Source organism: Bacillus sp. AFS088145, assembly GCF_002564465.1.
GTDB lineage: Bacteria > Bacillota > Bacilli > Bacillales > Bacillaceae_G > Gottfriedia.
In genome coordinates this window covers 119,776-138,813 of the sequence record NZ_NUUX01000039.1, presented here as the reverse complement: position 1 = coordinate 138,813, position 19,038 = coordinate 119,776, and the positions used below count along the sequence as shown (strand labels likewise).

Below are 19,038 nucleotides of genomic sequence, written 5' to 3'. Positions count from 1 at the left end.
TATATTAGTAATGAAGCTAATAATTTAATAAATTCATAGATTGAAAATGAAATTATTATTATGAGAGGGAGAGTTAGCATGAGCAATAATCGAAAATTTGTTAATGTCTCAGTTGGAGTTCCAGGGCCAAAGGGGAGAGAACTCATTGAATTACGTAATGAGTTTGTTCCAAATGGAGTTGGAAATAATACACCTGTTTTTGTAGAAAAAGCAAACGGTACAATCGTTGAGGATGTTGATGGAAATAAATTTTTAGATTTTGCTGGAGCGATTGGTACGTTAAATGTAGGACATACTCCAAAGAATGTTGTACAAGCGATTAAAAATCAATCAGAGCGATTAATCCACTCTTGTTTTCATGTAGGAATGTATAAGTCTTATATTGATTTAGCTAAAAAATTAACTGAAATAACGCCTGGGGATTTTTCTAAAAAAACTATTTTATTAAATAGCGGTGCTGAAGCAGTTGAAAATGCTGTTAAGATTGCAAGGAAGTACACTGGTCGATCCGGAATTATTTCGTTTACACGAGGATTTCATGGGCGAACTTTATTAGGAATGTCTTTAACAAGTAAAGTAAAACCATATAAATATAAAATGGGACCATTTGCTCCTGCTACATATAAAGCTAAATTCCCTTATTTATCAAATAGACCAAAAGAGTTATCTGAAGAAGAATATATTAATTTTTGTATTTCTCAATTTAAGGATTTTCTTTTAACAGATGTATCACCAGAAGAAGTGGCTGCGGTTATTATGGAGCCCGTACAAGGAGAAGGAGGATTTATTGTTCCTCCAAAGAAATTTGTAAAAGAAGTATATTCTATTTGTAAGTCACATGGAATTTTGTTTATAGCGGATGAAATTCAAACAGGATTTGGGAGAACGGGCGAATTATTTGCATCAACGATTTTTGAAATAGAACCGGATTTAATCACAATGTCAAAATCAATCGCAGCGGGTGTTCCAATTAGTGCGGTGACAGGTCGAACTGAAATAATGGATGCGGCATCACCCGGTGAATTAGGTGGAACATATGGCGGAAGTCCTTTAGGTTGTGTTGCAGCGCTCGAGGTGATTGGAAAAATTGAAAGTGAAAAATTATGGATTCGAGCTAGATCGATTGGAGAAAAAATTAAATCATTTTTTGATCAATTGAAAAATGATTTTCCAATTATATATGACATTAGAGGACTAGGAGCAATGGTAGGTATCGAATTTATAGATCCTACTTCTGGTCAACCAGCAAAAGAGTTTGTTGCAGCATTAACAAAAAAATCATGTGAAAATGGCGTCATTATTCTTAGCGCAGGGGTTCATAGTAATATTCTTCGTTTCTTAACACCTTTAATTATTTCTGACGAAGAATTAGATGAAGGACTGGATATTATAAAACAATCAATAGATCAAGTTGCTAGTCAGCTTGTAACTGAGGTGAAATAGAATGAAAAAACAATTTTATATAGATGGAAGTTGGGTAGAAGGGGTTAAACATGAAAATCTTTTTGCACCTCATTCTGGTGAAGTTTTAGCCGAAATACCAATCGCAACGATAGAGAATTTGGAAGAAGCGATCAGAGCGGCTAATAACGCGAAAACTCAAATGGAAAAGCTCAGCTCATATGAAAGAAGTGTCATTATAGAGCAATTAGTTGAACAGTTTAAAGAAAATCGTTCAAAACTAGCTGAGATTTTAGCACTAGAGGCATCCAAACCTCTAAAGGCTGCTTTAGGTGAAATTGATCGAACGATTGCAACTTATAAAATAGCTGCTGAAGAAGCAAAAAGAATATACGGGGAAACAATCCCGTTAGATGCAGTAGCAGGTGGTGAAGGTCGAGTCACTTATACAGTCAGAGAGCCAGTTGGTGTAATTGGTGCAATTACACCGTTTAATTTCCCGTTTAATTTAGTAGCACATAAAGTTGGTCCAGCAATTGCTGCAGGAAATACAATTGTTTTAAAACCTGCTAGTCAGACTCCACTCTCTGCGATTGCATTAGCTGAGATGATCGATAAAACGGATTTACCTAAAGGTGCATTTAACCTAATTACTGGAAAGGGCTCCGAAATTGGTGATGCTTTAGTAAAACATCCTGAAGTTAAAGCAATTACATTTACCGGCAGTCCTGAAGTAGGTATCTCATTAAAAAACAAAGCAGGATTAAAAAAAGTAACTTTAGAACTAGGTTCAAACTCAGCGTTGATCATCGATGAAGAAGTCCAGTTAACTGATGAATTAATCAATCGTTGTGTCTGGGGAGCCTTTATTTATAACGGCCAAGTATGTATTTCATTACAAAGAATTTTTGTACACCATACACTTTATAATGAATTCTTATTGAAGATGAAAAATGCTACTAAATTATTAAATATAGGTTCGCCATTAGACCTTCAAACAGATATTAGTGCTCTGATTTCTAAAAAAGATGTAGCTAGAATAGATGAATGGGTAAAGCAATCTATTAAAGATGGAGCCGATCTAGTAACTGGTGGGGATAGAATAGATGATCGTCTTTATAAACCAACTATTTTAACAAACGTAAAGAACAGTAGTGATGTATCCTGTAAGGAAATTTTTGGTCCAGTTGTAGTCATCAATTCATATGATCAGTTTGATGAAGCAATAAATGAAGTAAACAATAGTCGATTTGGATTACAAGCTGGTGTCTATACAAACAACTTACAAAGAGCATTATATGCTACTAAAAAATTACATGTAGGTGGCGTGCTAGTAAACGATGTTCCTACATTTAGAGTAGATTTAATGCCTTACGGTGGCGTAAAAGAAAGTGGGTATGGAAGAGAAGGCATAAAATATGCAATACAAGAGATGACTGAATTGAAACTAGTCTCTATTAAACTTTAAGACTGCAAGCCAAACGCTCGCAATCAATCTGATAAACATGGGTTTTGGAATTTGTCTTTAAAATGAAAGGACTGATCGTGCATTAATATATCAGTCCTTTTTTTATTCTAAAACTTCAGAATTATATGTTATATTTGTATGAGATGAAAAAATTGGTTTAAATGGATTGTAAAAAGTGCTTTTAAAAATTTGACACCTCTATGAGCTTCGAAGGGAGATTAAGTATGGAAATTCGAAAATTAACAATTGAAGATTTACCTGAGTTTATTCGATTAAGAAGTGAAGGGTTAACATTATCACCAGAAGCATTCGGAGAAAGTTTAACTGAATACGAGAGAAAATCAATCGAACAGCATACAAATAATTTTCCTAAGACTTTTGATAATTTTATTATCGGTGCATTCAACAAAGACATACTTGTTGGGGTTGCTGGCTTCTACCAAAAAAGATCTGAAAAAATGAAACATAAAGGAACAATTTGGGGAATGTACGTGACACCAGATTACCGTGGTAAAGGTGTAGGGAAAAAAGTTTTAAGTCAAGCGATACAAGATGCTATGGAAATTGAAGAACTTTTACAAATTGAATTGGCAGTCATTTCATCAAATCAATCTGCAAAAAGACTTTATGAAGCTGTAGGCTTTGAAAGCTTTGGTACAGAAAAAAGAGCATTATTAGTTAATGGTGAATTTTACGATGAAGATCATATGGTTAAGATTATTAAATAAGAAGAAAGAGATGATCAAATGAATGTGTTGATCGTCTTTTTTTATTTTAAAGGCAAAAAGGTAAATGACATTAAAACGCGAAAAATATCTAATCAAATTTTAATGGAAAATGGTAAAATATAGTAAATAGCATAAGGCATTTAAATTACATAATAACTAAAAAGGTAGGTGGAATCTATGGAAAGAACGCACGAATCAGAAACGACTGAAAGCAAAGTTTACGTGGATGATCAGAAAGTATTTTCACCAATAGAGGATCTACAAAAAATGGAGGGTGTCATTCCATTAAAAAGAAAAAGCTTCGAATTAGGGAAAAAGCCAAAGCTAATAAGATATTTAGGATATTTCTTTATTACATTTATCGTATTAACAATGTTATTTGGGTTAGTTGTAAGCTTCTTAGACTAATAGATTTTTAATCCGGGAAGAACTATAAAACAAACCAGGGAGAGAAAATGATGAAGAATCTAATCGTTGGTGGAATTGGAGTTTTAGCAAGTATTTTATTATTTGGAGTAACACTTATTTCGGCATCAATCTATTCTTTGTACCTGTCTCAACCAGCTGGAAATGGATGGGACTCAAATTTAGGAGTTTTAGGAACGGCGTTGGTTAATATTGGAATAATTCCATTTTTATTAAGTTTAGTATTCTTTATCATTGGTGCTCATTATGTATATAAGGGAATCAAGGAATAACCTATTAAAGGGAGGGGTCATTTGGAAAACCTAATGTTATTTACCCCAATTATTGTATGGATTCTAATCTTTGCTGCTATTGCCATTGGAATTATCTTTTTTGCAAAAAAATATTAAAGAAAATGAGCGAGTAAAGATCACAAAATATTTTGGAGGGTTTCTTATATGTTTATAGGAATATTACTCATTTTATTTGGATTTTTACTAATAATGAATCCTGAAGCATTTTGGGCTGTTACGGAAAGTTGGAAATCCGATGGTGCAACAGAACCATCTTCTTTTTATAAGTGGAGTACACGTTTTGGAGGAGCAATGTGTGTTTTAGTTGGTGCTGCTAGTATCATCGCGTCAAGGTTATAATATAAGGGGTAAAGATCACAATTAATGTGATCTTTTTTAGTGTGTAAAAGAATGAAGGGTTAATCCTTATGCAACGAAATGGCAGATTTGTTGAATAAAGATTATTAAATGTTTTAGATGAAAATTTAAAAAACAGGGGTTAAAATAAAGTAAAAATCTTGAGTACGATTGAGAGTGAATACTTTGAATTCAATTCAAATACTATCCAGTATATATGGTTTAGGTCTAGGTTGTGCGGTTTGGAGTAAAGAAGAATTAATAAAATGGTGTGATTTAGTAATTGAAACAAATGATATTCCACCCTATGAAATAATTGAAGCTTCTTTAATGTCCAATGCAAATATTTATGACATTGAGGCAAAATTATTTGAACTAAGGGGAAGTAGTGAAGAAGTGTTGGAGGTCAACCTACTCCTTTCAATAATTAGTCAGAAAGTACGTCTGAAACAATTATCTTATGTAGAAGCAAATAAGTGTATAGCTAGACTATTACTCCAAACAGGGTTAAATTGGGAAGCAGAATACTGTAATTTATATGGTTTTGATGATAGTTTTGATTTAGTTAATGATGGATTTTTTTTATTAAACGATATAATTGATGGTTTTATTGAAGAATTAAGTTACTTTGATAAATATCTTAATGAGTTTAAGTTGATTTATTTTAATGCTGTACAACGGGAATGGAATTGATAACTTTCCTTATTGAACTAACGCACTCTTTTGTTGAACATGAGATAAATGGAGGAAATAGCTTGTCACATCCATATGAAAAATTTGAAAATACACCTTTATGGAATGTAATTAATAAAGGGATCAATGATCTTGTAGATAATAATGATATTGAAGAAACTACTAAAAGAGAGTATATTGTCGGCTATCTTTGTAAGTTGATTATTGAATCGGATAGTAAAAATAAATGATATCATTATGGAACTAATACGAACGCAATGCAATAGTTTAAGAACATGAGCTGATTATATACGGCTTTTTTAATTCAACAAAATGGCAGTTTAGTGGAAAAAGGATTTCCTTTTTATGTTAAACTTTATATTTCAAAGTGGTAAGAGGTGGAAATGATGAAACGTGCAGTAGGAATATTTCTTAGTTTTTCAGCTATACTAACATACCTAAAAATAGATGCCATTTAGTATCCTCTTGAGGATACAATAATAGAGAATGAAGTTACAACAGTAACATATAACAATCCCCCGATATATTGGGCAATTTTTGTCATTTTAATAATTACTTTTATTCTTGGAATATACTTTATTTTAGCAAGGGAAAAGCACCCTGAAGAATGTCCACTTTGTGATACTTCAGAATAGCAGCATAAGTTAAGGTCTATTTGATCTCTAAATAGAATAATTTACTATAATACACTTTAAATTTTGTGGGGTTAAAAATATGACAATAAGAACTTTTAATTCTTTATCCATATTTTATATACGATTTGACTGAATAACAAAAGGAACTTCGTTTCATGCGAAGTTCCTTTTTCCTTATACAACTAAAGCATTAGTTGTACAAGAGATTTTAAAATTTTAGTCTAAATTACCTTTGCATAGATGCAGGTATCAGTTAGTTTTTTACCGTCAGCTGAAAGATCTTCATTTCGTAATATCCCTTCAAGCTCAAAACCTAGTTTTTCTGGGATCGAACGACTTTTAGTGTTATTAGAATCACATCGTATTTCAATTCTTCTAAATTTAAGTAGCTGAAAGCCAAGGCCTGTTAACTCACTAACTACTTCTGTCATATATCCATTGCCACTAAATGGCGTGTTAATCCAGTATCCAATTTCACATTTAGAAATCTTCCAATTAATTCCGTGAAGGCTAGCAGTTCCAATAAAATCATTAGTATTCTTATGATAGATAAGATAGCGAAAGCTTTCTCTTTTCAAAAAATCTATATGGGCATTTCTCAGAAGAATTTCCGTTTCTTCAATAGTAGGAATTGACTGGAATAATAGCAACCATTGTTTTAACTCACTAATGGAATCCTTAATAGCTTGGTTTACTACATTCCCTTCACCGGCTTGAAGTGGTGCTCGAAGAATTAGTCTGTCTGTTTCTATTTGTAACGGAACATCTAATAAAATAGGATTCATATAATTTCCCCTCTCGAAAACTTTAAATCTTGATCTCCAATATATAGGCATAATACGAGAGTTCCCAATTCAGTTTTCATTTTAATCTATTTAACAAGCTAACTACCTACCTCTTATTATATCAAGGTTAATTTTCCGATTTTGTTACATTCTAATGCGAACCAAACGGCTCCATTCTTGTCACATACAATTCCGTGAGGTTCTGCATTAGGTGTTTTAATTGTGTATTCCACAATTGCATGGTCTTTTGTCAATCTTCCTATTTTATTTGAACCCCATTCAGTAAACCATAAATCAAATTCTTCTCCAACAGCAATAGCATGGGGGCGTGCATTCGGTGTAGGGATGTCATATTCTATTATCTCTCCAGAATAAGAGATTCTCCCTATTTTATTCCCAATTATTTCTACAAACCAAAGTGCATCATCATTTCCTCTTGTAATACCTACAGGCCCTGATGCGGGTGTAGGAATTGGAAATTCCATTAAATCTCCAGAATCCGTTATTTTACCAATAGCATTGTTCTGGTTTTCAGTGAACCAAAGTGAGTTATCAGAACCTAGTGTAATAAAAGAAGGATATGTTCCTTTGTTAGGTAGTTCATATTCATGAATCTTCCCTTCTGTAGTCAATTTACCAATCCGATTTCCATTCATCTCAGTAAACCAGATATCCCCATTTTGTCCTTCTGTAATTCCATACGGGGCTGAATTTGGATGCGGCAAAGGATATTCTGTAAATAGACCACTTGTAGAGAGCTTTCCGATTTTGTTGGCTCCATTTTCCGTAAACCAAATATCTCCTTTTGAAGATACTGTTAAACACATCACTCTAGCATTAGGTGTGGGAACAGTATACTCTTGAATATGTCCATTTTGATCAAAACAACTAATTTTGTTTGCCTTATGCTGAGTAAACCATATTTTCCCATCATGCGAAACAGCTATCCCATATGGACCTGAATTAGAAAATGGAATATTTATTTCTTGCAGATCAAATTTCATTTTAACCCCTCCATTAAAGATTGCCTTCAACTTCCATATAATTTACATTTTAAAACTTCTACACATTAATAAGCTCCATTTTCCAGCTCAAAAAAACTCTTCATTATGGTATTTATATCCAATTATTTAATTTCAACAATTTATAAATTATCCCTTTAAATTATTTAACTCTACTACCAATTAACGTAATGCATGAGTTGAGTTAGAACTATTAATAAAGCACACCGAAGCAGCTTAACGGTTGTTCGATTAATGCAAAGTTTTATTTGAAAATCATAAGCAACTAATGAACGGCCTTTTTTATTAAACAAAATAGTTTACTTGCAAAAGGATTCTTTTAAATTCTGTGTTAAAAAGTTAGAATTCCCTCACATTACAGTATTCGATTGCAAGTGTATAATTAAAATATACTTTAAATTTTTTAGACAAAAGAGGAGAGGGAATAATATTAAATTAAGTAACCGTTTTTTTAAGAACAGGGTAAAGCCTATTGCAATTACTCAGATGATACTTGGAATTCCTTACATAGTACTTATTGTATTTTCTTTAAAATCATTTCCTGTTAATTTTTTCTATTCCGGACTTATAGGAATAATTATGGCGGCAACCATGTTTCTATCTGGGATCGAGAATTATATTTTAAAAAAGAAAAGTTGGTCAATTGGCTTCTTTGTTTTATCGGTAGTTATAATTTTAGTTGCAGCACAAAGCTTTTATATATCACAACTAAATAGATAATAAAAATTAGTGCAGCATGTTATGCAACTAACACAGTGTATTAGTTCGATAAGGGTCCTAAAGGTTGTCTAATTTGACAGCCTTTTTTGATTTCAAAAATCAACTTTTTAATTTAACAGAGCCATTTTAAAAAATCAATTAACCCTAGTGGAAAATTGATTGTTTTTTATGTAATTGTTGGATTATTGTTCACATTTATTTACATAATAAGTGTGTTATGATTGTGCTAAGTTTAGTAATAGAAGTAGGAGAACTAGATTGAAATCTAAACAAAAAATAATTCCATCATTATCATCAAATTCAGTCTATCTTGGATTATTGTTAGCTTTAGTAGGTGGTTTTTTAGATGGGTATACTTTTATTAGTAGAGACGGTGTATTTGCCAATGCACAAACGGGAAATCTTGTTCTTTTGGCAATAAATCTATCATTTGGAAATTGGAAAAACTCTGTGGATTATATTCTACCTATTATAGCCTTTATTCTAGGGGTATTAGTTGCTGAATCCGTTAAACATCCACGTTTAAGAGAACTTTTATATAGCTATAGACGTTCAATACTTTTATTAGAATGTAGTGTGTTATTGATTGTAGGATTATTACCTAGTAGTGTACCTAATATAGTTGTAACAGTTTGCATCTCCTTTGTCTCATCATTACAAATTTCAACCTTCACTCATTTAGATAAATGGACATACAATTCAACTATGACAACCGGCAATATTAGAATTGCTTCTCAGGCAGCATATACAGCTTTTGTAAATCATGACAAAGAAGCAAAAACAAAATTTAAAGAGTTTCTTGTTATTATCCTTTCCTTTTCATTTGGCGCATTGTTTGGGAGTCTTTCAACAAAATATATTGGGAATCAAGCTGTTTGGATTGCTGCAGGAGTATTAATAATAGCGTTAATCTTATATCACAAAGACAAAGGTTATTTTAGAAAGAAACTCCATTAATTTAAAAAATGAGCCCATTTTTGGGGCTCATTTTAGTAATCTTATTTGAAAAACTGAATGAAACAAACAATAATAAGTGCAAATAAAATAGAAGGTAACATATTACCAATTTTTATTTTTACTAAACCTAATGAATTTAAACCAAGAGCAATTAATAAAATTCCTCCAGTACCTGAGATTTCTGCAATAATTGAATTTAATAAATGCTGAGTTACTAGATTCGGTACAAATGAGGCAAAAATGGCAATGAATCCTTGATAGATTAAAACTGGGACAGCAGAGAATAATACGCCAATACCAAGTGTTGAAGTTAAAATGATCGATAGAAAACCGTCCATCATTGATTTTGTATATAGAATTTCATGATTATGACGAAGTCCGCTATCTAGAGCCCCAAGTATAGCCATCGCACCAACACAGAATAATAAAGTCGAAGTAACAAATCCTTTAGAAATAGAACCTTCGTTTTTAGATTGAACTTTACTTTCGATAAATAGACCTAGTTTATCTAATTTAGATTCGATATCTAACCATTCACCTAAAACTGCACCTAATGATAAGCTGAAAACGACGATTAGAACTTGATTTGTTTTCATTGCTAACGTAAATCCTATGACAATAATTACGAGAGAAATTGACTGAGTTACTAGGTTTTTCATTCGATCTGGAATTCTTTTAATAAATAAACCTAGTAAAGAGCCAAAAATAATAGCTGCTGCATTAACAATTGAACCGAGTAGTACCATGATTATCCCCTTTAACTTACATATAATTAATCTATTTTTAAGACTATTTTTCCGATATTTAAATTGTTTTCCATTCGAGTATGAGCTTCATTCACTTCATGCCAGCTATACACTGTATCGATAATCGGTTTTATTTTTTTATTCGTAAAAAGTGGTAAGACCTCTTTTTTAAATTGATTCGTTAAATAGATTTTTTGCTCAAGTGTTTGTGAACGCAAAGTACTCCCTATAATGGAAATTCTCTTTGTCATAAGTGGTAATAAGTTCACATCGTTCACTTTAACTCCACCCATTGTACCAATCAAAATGAGTCTGCCATTAGTATTTAATGTTTGTAAGTTTTGATGAAAATAAGATGCACCAATAAAATCTAAAATAACATCTACACCTACATGATCAGTAACTTTTTCGACTACAGTTTTAAAATCTTCATTTTTATAGTTAATCACATGATTTGCACCTAAATCAGTACAAGCTGCAAGTTTCATTTCATTCCCAGCCGTAACGATTGAACTTGCACCAAATTCTCTTACAAGCTGAATTGCAGCGGTCCCAACACCACTAGCTCCGGCATGAATTAATACAGTTTCATTTTCTTTTAATCTACCTAATTCAAATAAATTTAAGTAAGCTGTCAAAAACACTTCGGGTATAGCCGCAGCATCTTCGAACGATAAATGATCTGGAATTGAAATTGCTAAATCTGAAGGAATGGAAACATACTGCGCATAACCTCCACCTGGCAATAAGCTACAAACACGATCTCCAACTTTCCAATTTGTAACATTAGCCCCAACTTGTTCAACAATCCCGGCCATTTCTAGACCTAAAATAGGTGATGCACCTTTTGGTACGGGGTACTTACCATGTTTTTGAAGTAAGTCAGCTCGATTAATAGCCGTAGCATGAACTTTAACAAGTAGTTCATTCTCACCTAAAACAGGCATATGATAATCGTCAATAAATAAATGCTTTGATTCATCAATTTGAACTGCCTTCATTCTAAAAAACCTACCTTTAATTAAGTTAATTCTTATCATACTATATAACTAATCGAAAGAATATTTTAAAAACTCGGATTGATGAAATTTGTATATTTTCTTAACATAATTCTTACTCATTTTTTAAAAAGGAATTTTAGAGAAAAAATTTTTAAAAAACTCCGAACTATAATCTGTTTTTAAGTGTATATAGAGTAAATGGTGAAAGGAGGAGGACTAGTGCCTGAAAGAGTTGACAAAGATTGTTTAGAAGAATTGTTTAATAATCACTCGTCATTGGTGTATCGTACTGCTTACTTTTTAACTAAATCAAAAGTAATGGCAGATGATATTACGCAAGAGACGTTCATTCGTATCATAAAAAAATTCCATCTGTTTGATCAAACTAAAACTATTGAACCTTGGATTTATCGAATGACAGTAAATATCACCCGTAATATGATACGCAAACAAAAAATTAAGAAACTTTTCGGCATTCATTATGATGCTCTAACTGAAAATGAAGTTGAACAATCGATTTTAAAAAATGAAATGGAAGATCATCTATGGAAAGAGATAAACTTATTACCGCAGAAGAGTAAAGAAGTGATTGTTCTTCATTATTATTTAGAACTTAAATTAGATGAAGTGGCGGACTCTTTAAATATTCCGATCGGTACATGTAAATCAAGGCTTAATTACGCGCTGACAAAATTAAGAAAACGTTTATCGAAAAACGAGCTGTTTAAAGTAGAACAAAAACTGAAAGGAGGAGAACTTAATGGTGGAAAACAATCCCATTTCTGAAATTAAACACACTCTTCAAAAGAAATTAGATCAACATAACTCTTCCGTCACATATGATCAAATATGGAATAAAGCTAATTCTAATAGGGGATATAATCGAATTCGAAAACCGTTTGTTTCAGTTGGGATTCTTTTGTTTCTGGCATTTATTATTTTTATTAACTCTCCTATTAAAAACGCGCTAAAGGAAGACATAGGTATTAAAAATGAGTCTAAAAGTACTTCTGCAGATGTAAGTATTGGACTATTAATTGTAAACGGGGCTCAATATCGGTTTGAAGGAATTTTACATAATATGGAATTTATACTTAAAGACCAAATCGGTGTAGTCCAGGAAGTTGTTGATCATACGATTCCTAAAGTCAATTTTACGTCTAATATGTTAAAGGTTGGCGATAAAATTTATTTAACGAATGACCAAAAAGTCATTATTGTAAAACAAGAGGACGGAACAATCTTAAAGTTTTTAAAAACTGAAAAATGATTGGTTGACTGTTTAAAATAAAATTTGATTCATATTTATAGTCCAATTTGAAAATAGGGAGTGTTCAAAATGTCAAAATGGTTAAGTGCAGCGATACTTTTTTTCTTTCTCATTTTCACTGGATGTTCAGCAAATAATGGTATGAAAGGTAATAAGCCTCCAAAAACAATGGTTCAAGTGGAGGATCAAACATATGATACGAAGTTAGGTACTTATTGTTGGCAATCGAATGGACAGGGAGAATGTGTTGATACAGCTGGACCGGTCGAACTGCTAAAGGGGAAAAAGCCAATTGAAGTAAAACCAGGCGAAAAGGTTAAAATTATAATGAATTATAACCCTAAACCAAATGAACTCCACTTAACTCAAATTAATAATAATAAGGAAAGTGAAATAGTAGTAGTGAAGAATCAATTTTCAGCACCTATTAATAAAGGGGTATATTATTATTCATATGGAGTATGGTGGATGGATAAAAAAGATAAGCACTTATCGCATGGCGATGCTTTCTATGCTTTTGCTTTAGAGGTAAAATAGAACGCTTTTCGATCGAATAAGAAAGGGTATGTTTTGAAAAATATTGTTCAAAACATACCTTTTATAGATTACTAATTTTATTCTTCTGTAGGATTCTTTGGTCTATCAAGATCTAATTGATAAAAGGACAAGTCAAGCCATCTATTAAATTTATAACCTGCCTTTTTAATTGTACCTGAAAATACAAATCCAAAGTTTTTATGCATGGCAATACTTTTTTCATTATCTGCATCAATTCCAGCAATTAAAGTCATATACTCTCTTTCTTTGGCAATAGAGATTAATTCCTTCATTAATGAAGTGGCAATCCCCTTTTTTCTATATTCACTATTTACATATACTGAATGTTCAATCGAATATTTATAGGCCGGCCAAGCTCGAAAAGGACCAAATGTAGCAAATCCAACGACTTTTTGTTCAAGTTCGAAGACGAGTATTGGAAACCCTTCATCTATCTTTTGTTCAAACCAAATTTGTCTGCTTTCAAGCGATTGTGGTTTATATGAATAAACAGCAGTTGTATTAAGAATGGCATCATTATAAATTTCTAAAATGTCGATTAAATCATTTTGAGTAGCTTCTCTAATCATTTTTCCTTTCCCCCATATTTAATTTATTATCTCTTCTAATTTTAGAACTTTTTAGACAAACCGTAAAATTGAAAATGATATTTGTTCCTATAGATCGGCTTATTCAAATGATAATCCCAATTATTAATTGTTCATAGCTTATATTATAAACCTTGTTTCCTTAGTAAACTATCTTCCAATAGTGTGAAATCTAGGACATTCATTTACGAGTTATCCTCTATATCATTATTTGACTTCATTGTTCAAGAAGGAATCTAATCTATTTTCGTTGAATTAATTACAAATGATTTTTCAGACTATGTGTTAACTTGTTGGAAAAACATTATTTAGGTAGCTAGTTAGATTGTAAGTTTAATTGATTTAGAGGTAATAAAGAAATTAGAACAAATAGTATATAAAGTTATTGAAGAGTTCTCTTCCTAGTGTGAGTTATATTTATCAAACACTTATTTATTAGAAGAACTTAAGCTGTTGGATTTTTCTAAAGGTAAGTTTAAAGGAGCGAGGAAGTTAAAATGAATCAATCCTATTTTTATTTAAAACTAGAAACACATCAATTACATATGGCTTATAAAAATGAAAAACGTCGCGTGCGTGTTTTATTGCCGAAAAATTATGAAGAAGACCTGGATAAAAATTATCCAGTTGTCTATATGCATGATGGTCAAAATATTTTCTATAGTAGTGAATCTTATAGCGGGTATTCATGGAAAGTGATTCCGGCAATTAAACTAAACCCTGATTTACCGAGGATGATTGTTGTTGGGATCGATAACGGTGGACAAGATCGAATTAATGAATATACGCCTTGGAAAATTACTGAAAGCCCACTTCCTGAAGATTATGAGCTAGGCGGGAAAGGTGTGGAGTTTGCCAATTTTGTCATGACTGTCGTGAAGCCGTTTATCGATAAGCAATATCGAACTAAATCGGATAAATATCATACAGCGGTGATTGGTAGTTCGCTAGGAGGAAATATTTCTGCTTTTATGGGTGTTGAATATAAAGATCAAATTGGTGGTTTAGGTATTTTTTCTTTAGCCAATTGGATTACAAGTAAAGCATTTGATCATTATATAGCTAGTGAAGAGTTGGATCCTGAACAACGAGTGTATATTCAAGTTGGTACTCAGGAAGGTGATGATACCGATCGCCAATTGATGTATGGAAATATGAAGCAGGCATATATCGATTGCTCGCTTAAGTATTATAAACAACTAATAAAAGGCTCTGTTCCAATTGATAGCATTTGTTTAAATATTTTTGCAGATGAAGTACATGATGAACAAGCTTGGGCAAAACACTTACCAGAATGTTTACGTTTCTTAAGTGAGAAATGGTCTTGAATGAACTAAAATAATGATATTTGACTTAAATAAGATACCTATTACTTACTTTTTATAAAGAAGCTTACATTGATTTTAAATTGAAATAAATTATGTAATTAATAAATTTTTTGATATTTAGAAAGGAGCATTTTTATGAATTATATTTTGATCTCTCCATATTATCCAGAAAATTTTCAGGCATTTGCTCATCGTTTAAAAGCAGCAGGTGTTAATGTATTAGGTATTGGCGAAGAGCCATATGACCAATTAGGTCCCAAATTACAAAACGCTTTAACAGAATATTATCGTGTGAATAATTTAGAAGATCTAGATGAAGTGAAACGAGCTGTCGCATTTTTATTTTATAAACATGGTCCGATTGATCGCATTGAATCCAATAACGAACACTGGTTAGAACTTGATGCGAAGTTACGTGAGCAATTTAATGTATACGGTAATAAACCAAGTGACTTGAAAAAAGTTAAATATAAATCTGAAATGAAAAAGCTGTTTAAAAAAGCAGGGGTGCCTGTAGTAGATGGAAAAGTCGTTAAAACTAAAAATGAGTTAACTAAAGCCATTGATGAATTAGGTTTGCCAGTTATTGCTAAACCGGATAATGGTGTTGGTTCGGCTGCAACATTTAAATTATGTTCAGAAGAGGCTGTACGCAATTTTGAAGAAGTATGGGATGAAGAACAAGTCTACTTCATTGAACCATATGTCGAAGGTGGGGTACTTTGTACATTTGATGGTTTAGTCGATCAGAAAGGGAATATTGTTTTCCAAACAAGCTTTACATATAATGTGCCAACTCTGGAACTTGTAAAAGGTCAGTTGGATTTAGCTTATATTATTCAAAAAGAAATTGATCCAAAGCTTGAATACTACGGTAAATCAATTGTAAAAGCTTTTGGGATGAAAGAACGCTTTTTCCATATTGAGTTTTTTAAATTAGAAGATGGGGATTATGTTGCACTTGAATATAATAACCGCTTAGCTGGTGGCTACACGATAGATATGTACAATTTCGCATACTCCATTGATTTATTTGATCAGTATGCTTCTATTGTAACAGGTGGGAAAATTAAGGAATCCGATGCCGAAAACCAGTATTGTGTCGGTATAACACAGCGTGATGCGTATGAGTATAACCACGATACAAATTCTATTTATGAACGATTTGGCGACAGTGTAAAGTTTGAAAAGCGTATTCCAGATGCTTTTGCGGAACTACAAGGTAATCAATTTTATGCGATTAATGCAGATTCCCAGGAAGAAGTTGATGATATCATTCGTTTCGTTCATGAACGAAAAAATTGCAGCATTGTAAACGTATAAGGATAGGAGATTTATCTATGAATATAGAACATTTAAGCCATTGGAGCGGGGAATTAGGACGCGAAATGCAGTTGAACAGATATGGACACAGTGGTATGCCAATCCTAGTTTTTCCTTCTTCTGGGGGGACTCATTTTGAATACTATAATTTTGGAATGATTGATGTATGTCATGACTTTATTGAATCCGGAAACGTGCAGTTTTTTACACTGTCTACTATAGATAGTGAAAGCTGGCTACACGACTCAAAATCGGTACATGACCGTGCATTAGCTCATGAAGCATATGATCGATATGTGATTTCAGAAGCTATTCCATTTATTAAACACAAAACAGGTTGGTTTAATCCAATGATGACAACGGGTTGTAGTATGGGGGCATATCATGCGTTGAACTTTTTCCTAAGACATCCGGATGTCTTCCAAAAAACCGTTGCACTTAGCGGTGTTTACGATGTGCGTTTCTTTTTCGGGGACTACGGAAATGATCCTCTTGTATACGAAAATTCACCAAGTGATTACATATGGAATCAAAATGACGGGTGGTTTATTGATCGATACCGTTCAGCAGATATCATAATTTGTACCGGACAGGGAGATTGGGAACAAGACGGACTACCTTCATATTTTACATTAAAAGAAGCCTTTGAAGAAAAACAAATTAAAGCATGGTTTGATGAGTGGGGCGGGGATGTTTCGCATGACTGGGTTTGGTGGCGAAAACAAATGCCGTATTATTTAGGAGAATTATTTAAATAAATTGTCAGAAGTATGATTACCAGATTATTCTTATGCATGTTCAAAATATAGAAAATGGATGTTTCCCAGCATTAGGTTATAAATATATTTCTTAAATCCACAATAGGGGAACTAAATATTGAAAAAAATATATTGTGCAGTCGGATCGGAAGATGAGATAAGGGCAAGTGGAAAAATAATATTTCGCAAAGAATTTTTTGAGATAAAAGGTAATATATTTCAATCGGGTTTTTACTATAAACTAGCAAAATATCGAAAAGTTTATTACTCGAATATTGATTACATTAATTATTCACAAAAGCTTCTAACATTTAAAATAGAATTTAAATGTCTAGATGGGACTGACGTCAACGATGTTTTTATTAGTCGATTGTTTAAAAAGAGACTTCTTAAAAACTTATCAAAGAGAAATTTGCGAATAAATTTTCTTTAGGGTTTGTATGGAATCAAATCAATTGAATCGAAAAAAGGCTCATTACGAAAGAGCCTTTTTTGAATTCGAAACCTTTATGTAATACCTAGGAAATATGACTAGATGCGTAATTATTTTTTAGTTTTTAATATAAATTTGTTCTTGATAACCAACAATTGAAGATTCTTAATGATGTCAGAATGTGAAACTTATTTTGACTGAGTTAGCACATAATGAAAGTACTTTTGTGGTGTACCATAACGCTTGACTTCTTGAATTAATTTTTCATCATTTTCAGTAATATTTCCTTTTTCTGCCCCGGTACCTCCTTGTATTGATACAGGAATTAAATCTCCATTTTGATAATCAAAATTAATGATTTTTCCTATACCATCTCCTGTAATACTTAAGGTAACACCTTCATTTACCATAGCATAACCAACAATGTCATACATTTTCTTAAACAATTCCTCTATTTCAGCTAATGCAATAAATTCTTCTTCACCATCATTAAATACATTATCCTTATCAAATTTTACCCAAATACCAATAGGTTCTTTTTCTGGATCTCTATTTAAATCTTCATAATCGATTTTCGTTATCGTCCCTGAATGATAAATAGGTTCTTCGTCATTAATACAATAAATGTCACTTCTTTTAATAATTTCAACACGATCGCCTTCACTTACTGTTAACTCTCTTTTAGTACCAAACCTATTGTAGTAAATCAATAATATATCCTCCTATTAAAATAATTCTTTAGACTTATAAATTATCCCCTAAATTACTAATGAAATACTTAGAGTGGATATCATATTTTAATTGATAAACAAGATTCTTCTAATCAAGTAGGAACTTTTGATTTGTTATTCAACTATGGTATTCGTTAGTGAAATAGTGTCAATGTATTCTAGTGGTCTATACAAATAAATGGAAATTTTATACAATTAATTGTGAGGGGAGGTATTTTTAATGACTGAAAATATAAAACAGGATGGCTTATTAAAAGGTGTAGTAAAAGGTATCAAAGAAGGATTAACATTTAGTTCGATTTTAGATCCAGATATGGGCCAAAAAAAGTTGAAGAAACACGTGAATTTTCTACAAAAGAAGTAATTGATCACTTTACTGGTAAAGAAAAATTATCTGATGATGAAGTAGAAGAACTTAAAAGAGCAGCGAAGTATAATCGTAATACTTAACCTTTATTTTAAAAACAGAATCTCCTTATAGAAGATTCTGTTTTTTCTTATGTAACTTAAGCATGAGATAATTGTATAAGAATATTATATTTTTAAAGTAATGAATTATTGAACAGGAAATATAACTTTTCTTTCTTTATTTTTACAAACAAATTCAATATCGCCCACAAAGTTTTTTTGATTATAATCTGTTGGGATTTTTTTATAGATGAAATAAGCATCTTGTTTTGGGACTTCTAGGGTCGTAGTGTAATCCGAATAAACTCGACTACTATTATTCAAAGTAAATGCCCTTAATTCAATTTTATCAATATCTCCACTTGCATTATTACCCATAATTACTTGGTATTTTCCTTTGTTTGTTTAAAATGTTTCGACTTCAGCAGGGT

Annotated in this window: 23 protein-coding genes; 16 read left to right on the top strand and 7 right to left on the bottom strand. The window is 31.9% G+C overall.

The annotated features are described in order from the left end of the window. Positions 1–78 precede the first annotated feature (78 nt). The 8 genes from gabT to COI44_RS24315 all read left to right on the top strand — a co-directional run bounded on the left by gabT (position 79) and on the right by COI44_RS24315 (position 5,575). On the top strand, positions 79–1,443 hold the full coding sequence (gabT, locus tag COI44_RS20095; protein ID WP_098429529.1) for a 4-aminobutyrate--2-oxoglutarate transaminase: 1,365 nt from the start codon (positions 79–81) through the stop codon (positions 1,441–1,443). Between the two features lies 1 nt (position 1,444). Next, positions 1,445–2,869, top strand: coding sequence for an aldehyde dehydrogenase family protein (locus tag COI44_RS20090; protein WP_098429528.1), 1,425 nt, complete (start codon positions 1,445–1,447; stop codon positions 2,867–2,869). A gap of 224 nt (positions 2,870–3,093) precedes the next feature. Continuing rightward, a complete protein-coding gene (locus COI44_RS20085) occupies positions 3,094–3,597 on the top strand; it encodes a GNAT family N-acetyltransferase (protein ID WP_179887201.1) in 504 nt (167 codons plus the stop codon). Between the two features lie 177 nt (positions 3,598–3,774). Beyond that, positions 3,775–4,005 (top strand): hypothetical protein, encoded by a 231-nt coding sequence (locus tag COI44_RS20080; RefSeq protein WP_098429526.1) that lies wholly within the window; start codon positions 3,775–3,777, stop codon positions 4,003–4,005. A gap of 50 nt (positions 4,006–4,055) precedes the next feature. After that, the gene (locus tag COI44_RS20075; RefSeq protein ID WP_098429525.1) at positions 4,056–4,295 is read left to right on the top strand and encodes a hypothetical protein; all 240 of its coding nucleotides are present in this window, start codon (positions 4,056–4,058) and stop codon (positions 4,293–4,295) included. A gap of 165 nt (positions 4,296–4,460) precedes the next feature. After that, positions 4,461–4,655: a DUF6199 family natural product biosynthesis protein gene (locus COI44_RS20070; protein ID WP_098429524.1), complete on the top strand. Its 195-nt coding sequence runs from the start codon at positions 4,461–4,463 to the stop codon at positions 4,653–4,655. A gap of 183 nt (positions 4,656–4,838) precedes the next feature. Next, positions 4,839–5,345: a protein kinase gene (locus COI44_RS20065; RefSeq protein WP_098429523.1), complete on the top strand. Its 507-nt coding sequence runs from the start codon at positions 4,839–4,841 to the stop codon at positions 5,343–5,345. Positions 5,346–5,407: 62 nt separating this feature from the next. Next, on the top strand, positions 5,408–5,575 hold the full coding sequence (locus COI44_RS24315) for a hypothetical protein (RefSeq protein WP_179887199.1): 168 nt from the start codon (positions 5,408–5,410) through the stop codon (positions 5,573–5,575). A 626-nt stretch (positions 5,576–6,201) separates the two neighbouring features. Here the strand turns inward: COI44_RS24315 and COI44_RS20060 are convergent. Together COI44_RS20060 and COI44_RS20055 are read right to left on the bottom strand one after the other, a co-directional pair. After that, a complete protein-coding gene (locus COI44_RS20060) occupies positions 6,202–6,765 on the bottom strand; it encodes a GNAT family N-acetyltransferase (protein ID WP_098429522.1) in 564 nt (187 codons plus the stop codon). A 116-nt stretch (positions 6,766–6,881) separates the two neighbouring features. Further along, a complete protein-coding gene (locus COI44_RS20055) occupies positions 6,882–7,769 on the bottom strand; it encodes a Vgb family protein (RefSeq protein WP_098429521.1) in 888 nt (295 codons plus the stop codon). Positions 7,770–8,765: 996 nt separating this feature from the next. Between COI44_RS20055 and COI44_RS20050 the strand changes: the two genes are divergently transcribed. After that, complete coding sequence (locus tag COI44_RS20050; RefSeq protein WP_098429520.1) at positions 8,766–9,464, top strand: YoaK family protein; 699 nt, start codon at positions 8,766–8,768, stop codon at positions 9,462–9,464. 41 nt (positions 9,465–9,505) lie between these two features. On the opposite strand, the gene COI44_RS20045 is transcribed toward COI44_RS20050, so the two are convergent. Then, a complete protein-coding gene (locus tag COI44_RS20045) occupies positions 9,506–10,210 on the bottom strand; it encodes a DUF554 domain-containing protein (protein ID WP_098429519.1) in 705 nt (234 codons plus the stop codon). Positions 10,211–10,236: 26 nt separating this feature from the next. Further along, positions 10,237–11,211 (bottom strand): NAD(P)H-quinone oxidoreductase, encoded by a 975-nt coding sequence (locus tag COI44_RS20040; protein WP_098429518.1) that lies wholly within the window; start codon positions 11,209–11,211, stop codon positions 10,237–10,239. A 219-nt stretch (positions 11,212–11,430) separates the two neighbouring features. On the opposite strand from COI44_RS20040, the gene COI44_RS20035 reads away from it, so the two are divergent. The 3 genes from COI44_RS20035 (at position 11,431) to COI44_RS20025 (ending at position 13,018) form a co-directional block, all read left to right on the top strand. Then, positions 11,431–11,997, top strand: a complete 567-nt coding sequence (locus tag COI44_RS20035; RefSeq protein WP_286164008.1) for an RNA polymerase sigma factor — start codon at positions 11,431–11,433, stop codon at positions 11,995–11,997. Continuing rightward, positions 11,972–12,481: a hypothetical protein gene (locus COI44_RS20030; RefSeq protein ID WP_098429516.1), complete on the top strand. Its 510-nt coding sequence runs from the start codon at positions 11,972–11,974 to the stop codon at positions 12,479–12,481. Before COI44_RS20035 ends, COI44_RS20030 begins: the two co-directional genes overlap by 26 nt. 69 nt (positions 12,482–12,550) lie before the next feature. Then, entirely contained in the window at positions 12,551–13,018 is a 468-nt protein-coding gene (locus COI44_RS20025) for a hypothetical protein (protein WP_098429515.1), read from the top strand. A 77-nt stretch (positions 13,019–13,095) separates the two neighbouring features. Here the strand turns inward: COI44_RS20025 and COI44_RS20020 are convergent, their stop codons facing one another. Then, positions 13,096–13,608, bottom strand: a complete 513-nt coding sequence (locus COI44_RS20020) for a GNAT family N-acetyltransferase (protein WP_098429514.1) — start codon at positions 13,606–13,608, stop codon at positions 13,096–13,098. A 515-nt stretch (positions 13,609–14,123) separates the two neighbouring features. On the opposite strand from COI44_RS20020, the gene COI44_RS20015 reads away from it, so the two are divergent. The 3 genes from COI44_RS20015 (at position 14,124) to COI44_RS20005 (ending at position 17,035) form a co-directional block, all read left to right on the top strand. After that, a complete protein-coding gene (locus COI44_RS20015; protein WP_098429513.1) occupies positions 14,124–14,954 on the top strand; it encodes an alpha/beta hydrolase in 831 nt (276 codons plus the stop codon). 135 nt (positions 14,955–15,089) lie between these two features. Further along, positions 15,090–16,277 (top strand): ATP-grasp domain-containing protein, encoded by a 1,188-nt coding sequence (locus COI44_RS20010; RefSeq protein ID WP_098429512.1) that lies wholly within the window; start codon positions 15,090–15,092, stop codon positions 16,275–16,277. Between the two features lie 17 nt (positions 16,278–16,294). Then, positions 16,295–17,035, top strand: a complete 741-nt coding sequence (locus COI44_RS20005) for an esterase family protein (protein WP_098429511.1) — start codon at positions 16,295–16,297, stop codon at positions 17,033–17,035. A gap of 621 nt (positions 17,036–17,656) precedes the next feature. On the opposite strand, the gene COI44_RS19995 is transcribed toward COI44_RS20005, so the two are convergent. After that, on the bottom strand, positions 17,657–18,178 hold the full coding sequence (locus COI44_RS19995; RefSeq protein WP_098429509.1) for a hypothetical protein: 522 nt from the start codon (positions 18,176–18,178) through the stop codon (positions 17,657–17,659). Between the two features lie 241 nt (positions 18,179–18,419). On the opposite strand from COI44_RS19995, the gene COI44_RS24310 reads away from it, so the two are divergent. Then, positions 18,420–18,563, top strand: coding sequence for a hypothetical protein (locus tag COI44_RS24310; protein WP_179887198.1), 144 nt, complete (start codon positions 18,420–18,422; stop codon positions 18,561–18,563). Between the two features lie 191 nt (positions 18,564–18,754). On the opposite strand, the gene COI44_RS19990 is transcribed toward COI44_RS24310, so the two are convergent. Further along, entirely contained in the window at positions 18,755–18,985 is a 231-nt protein-coding gene (locus tag COI44_RS19990) for a hypothetical protein (RefSeq protein ID WP_098429508.1), read from the bottom strand. Positions 18,986–19,038: the final 53 nt, after the last annotated feature.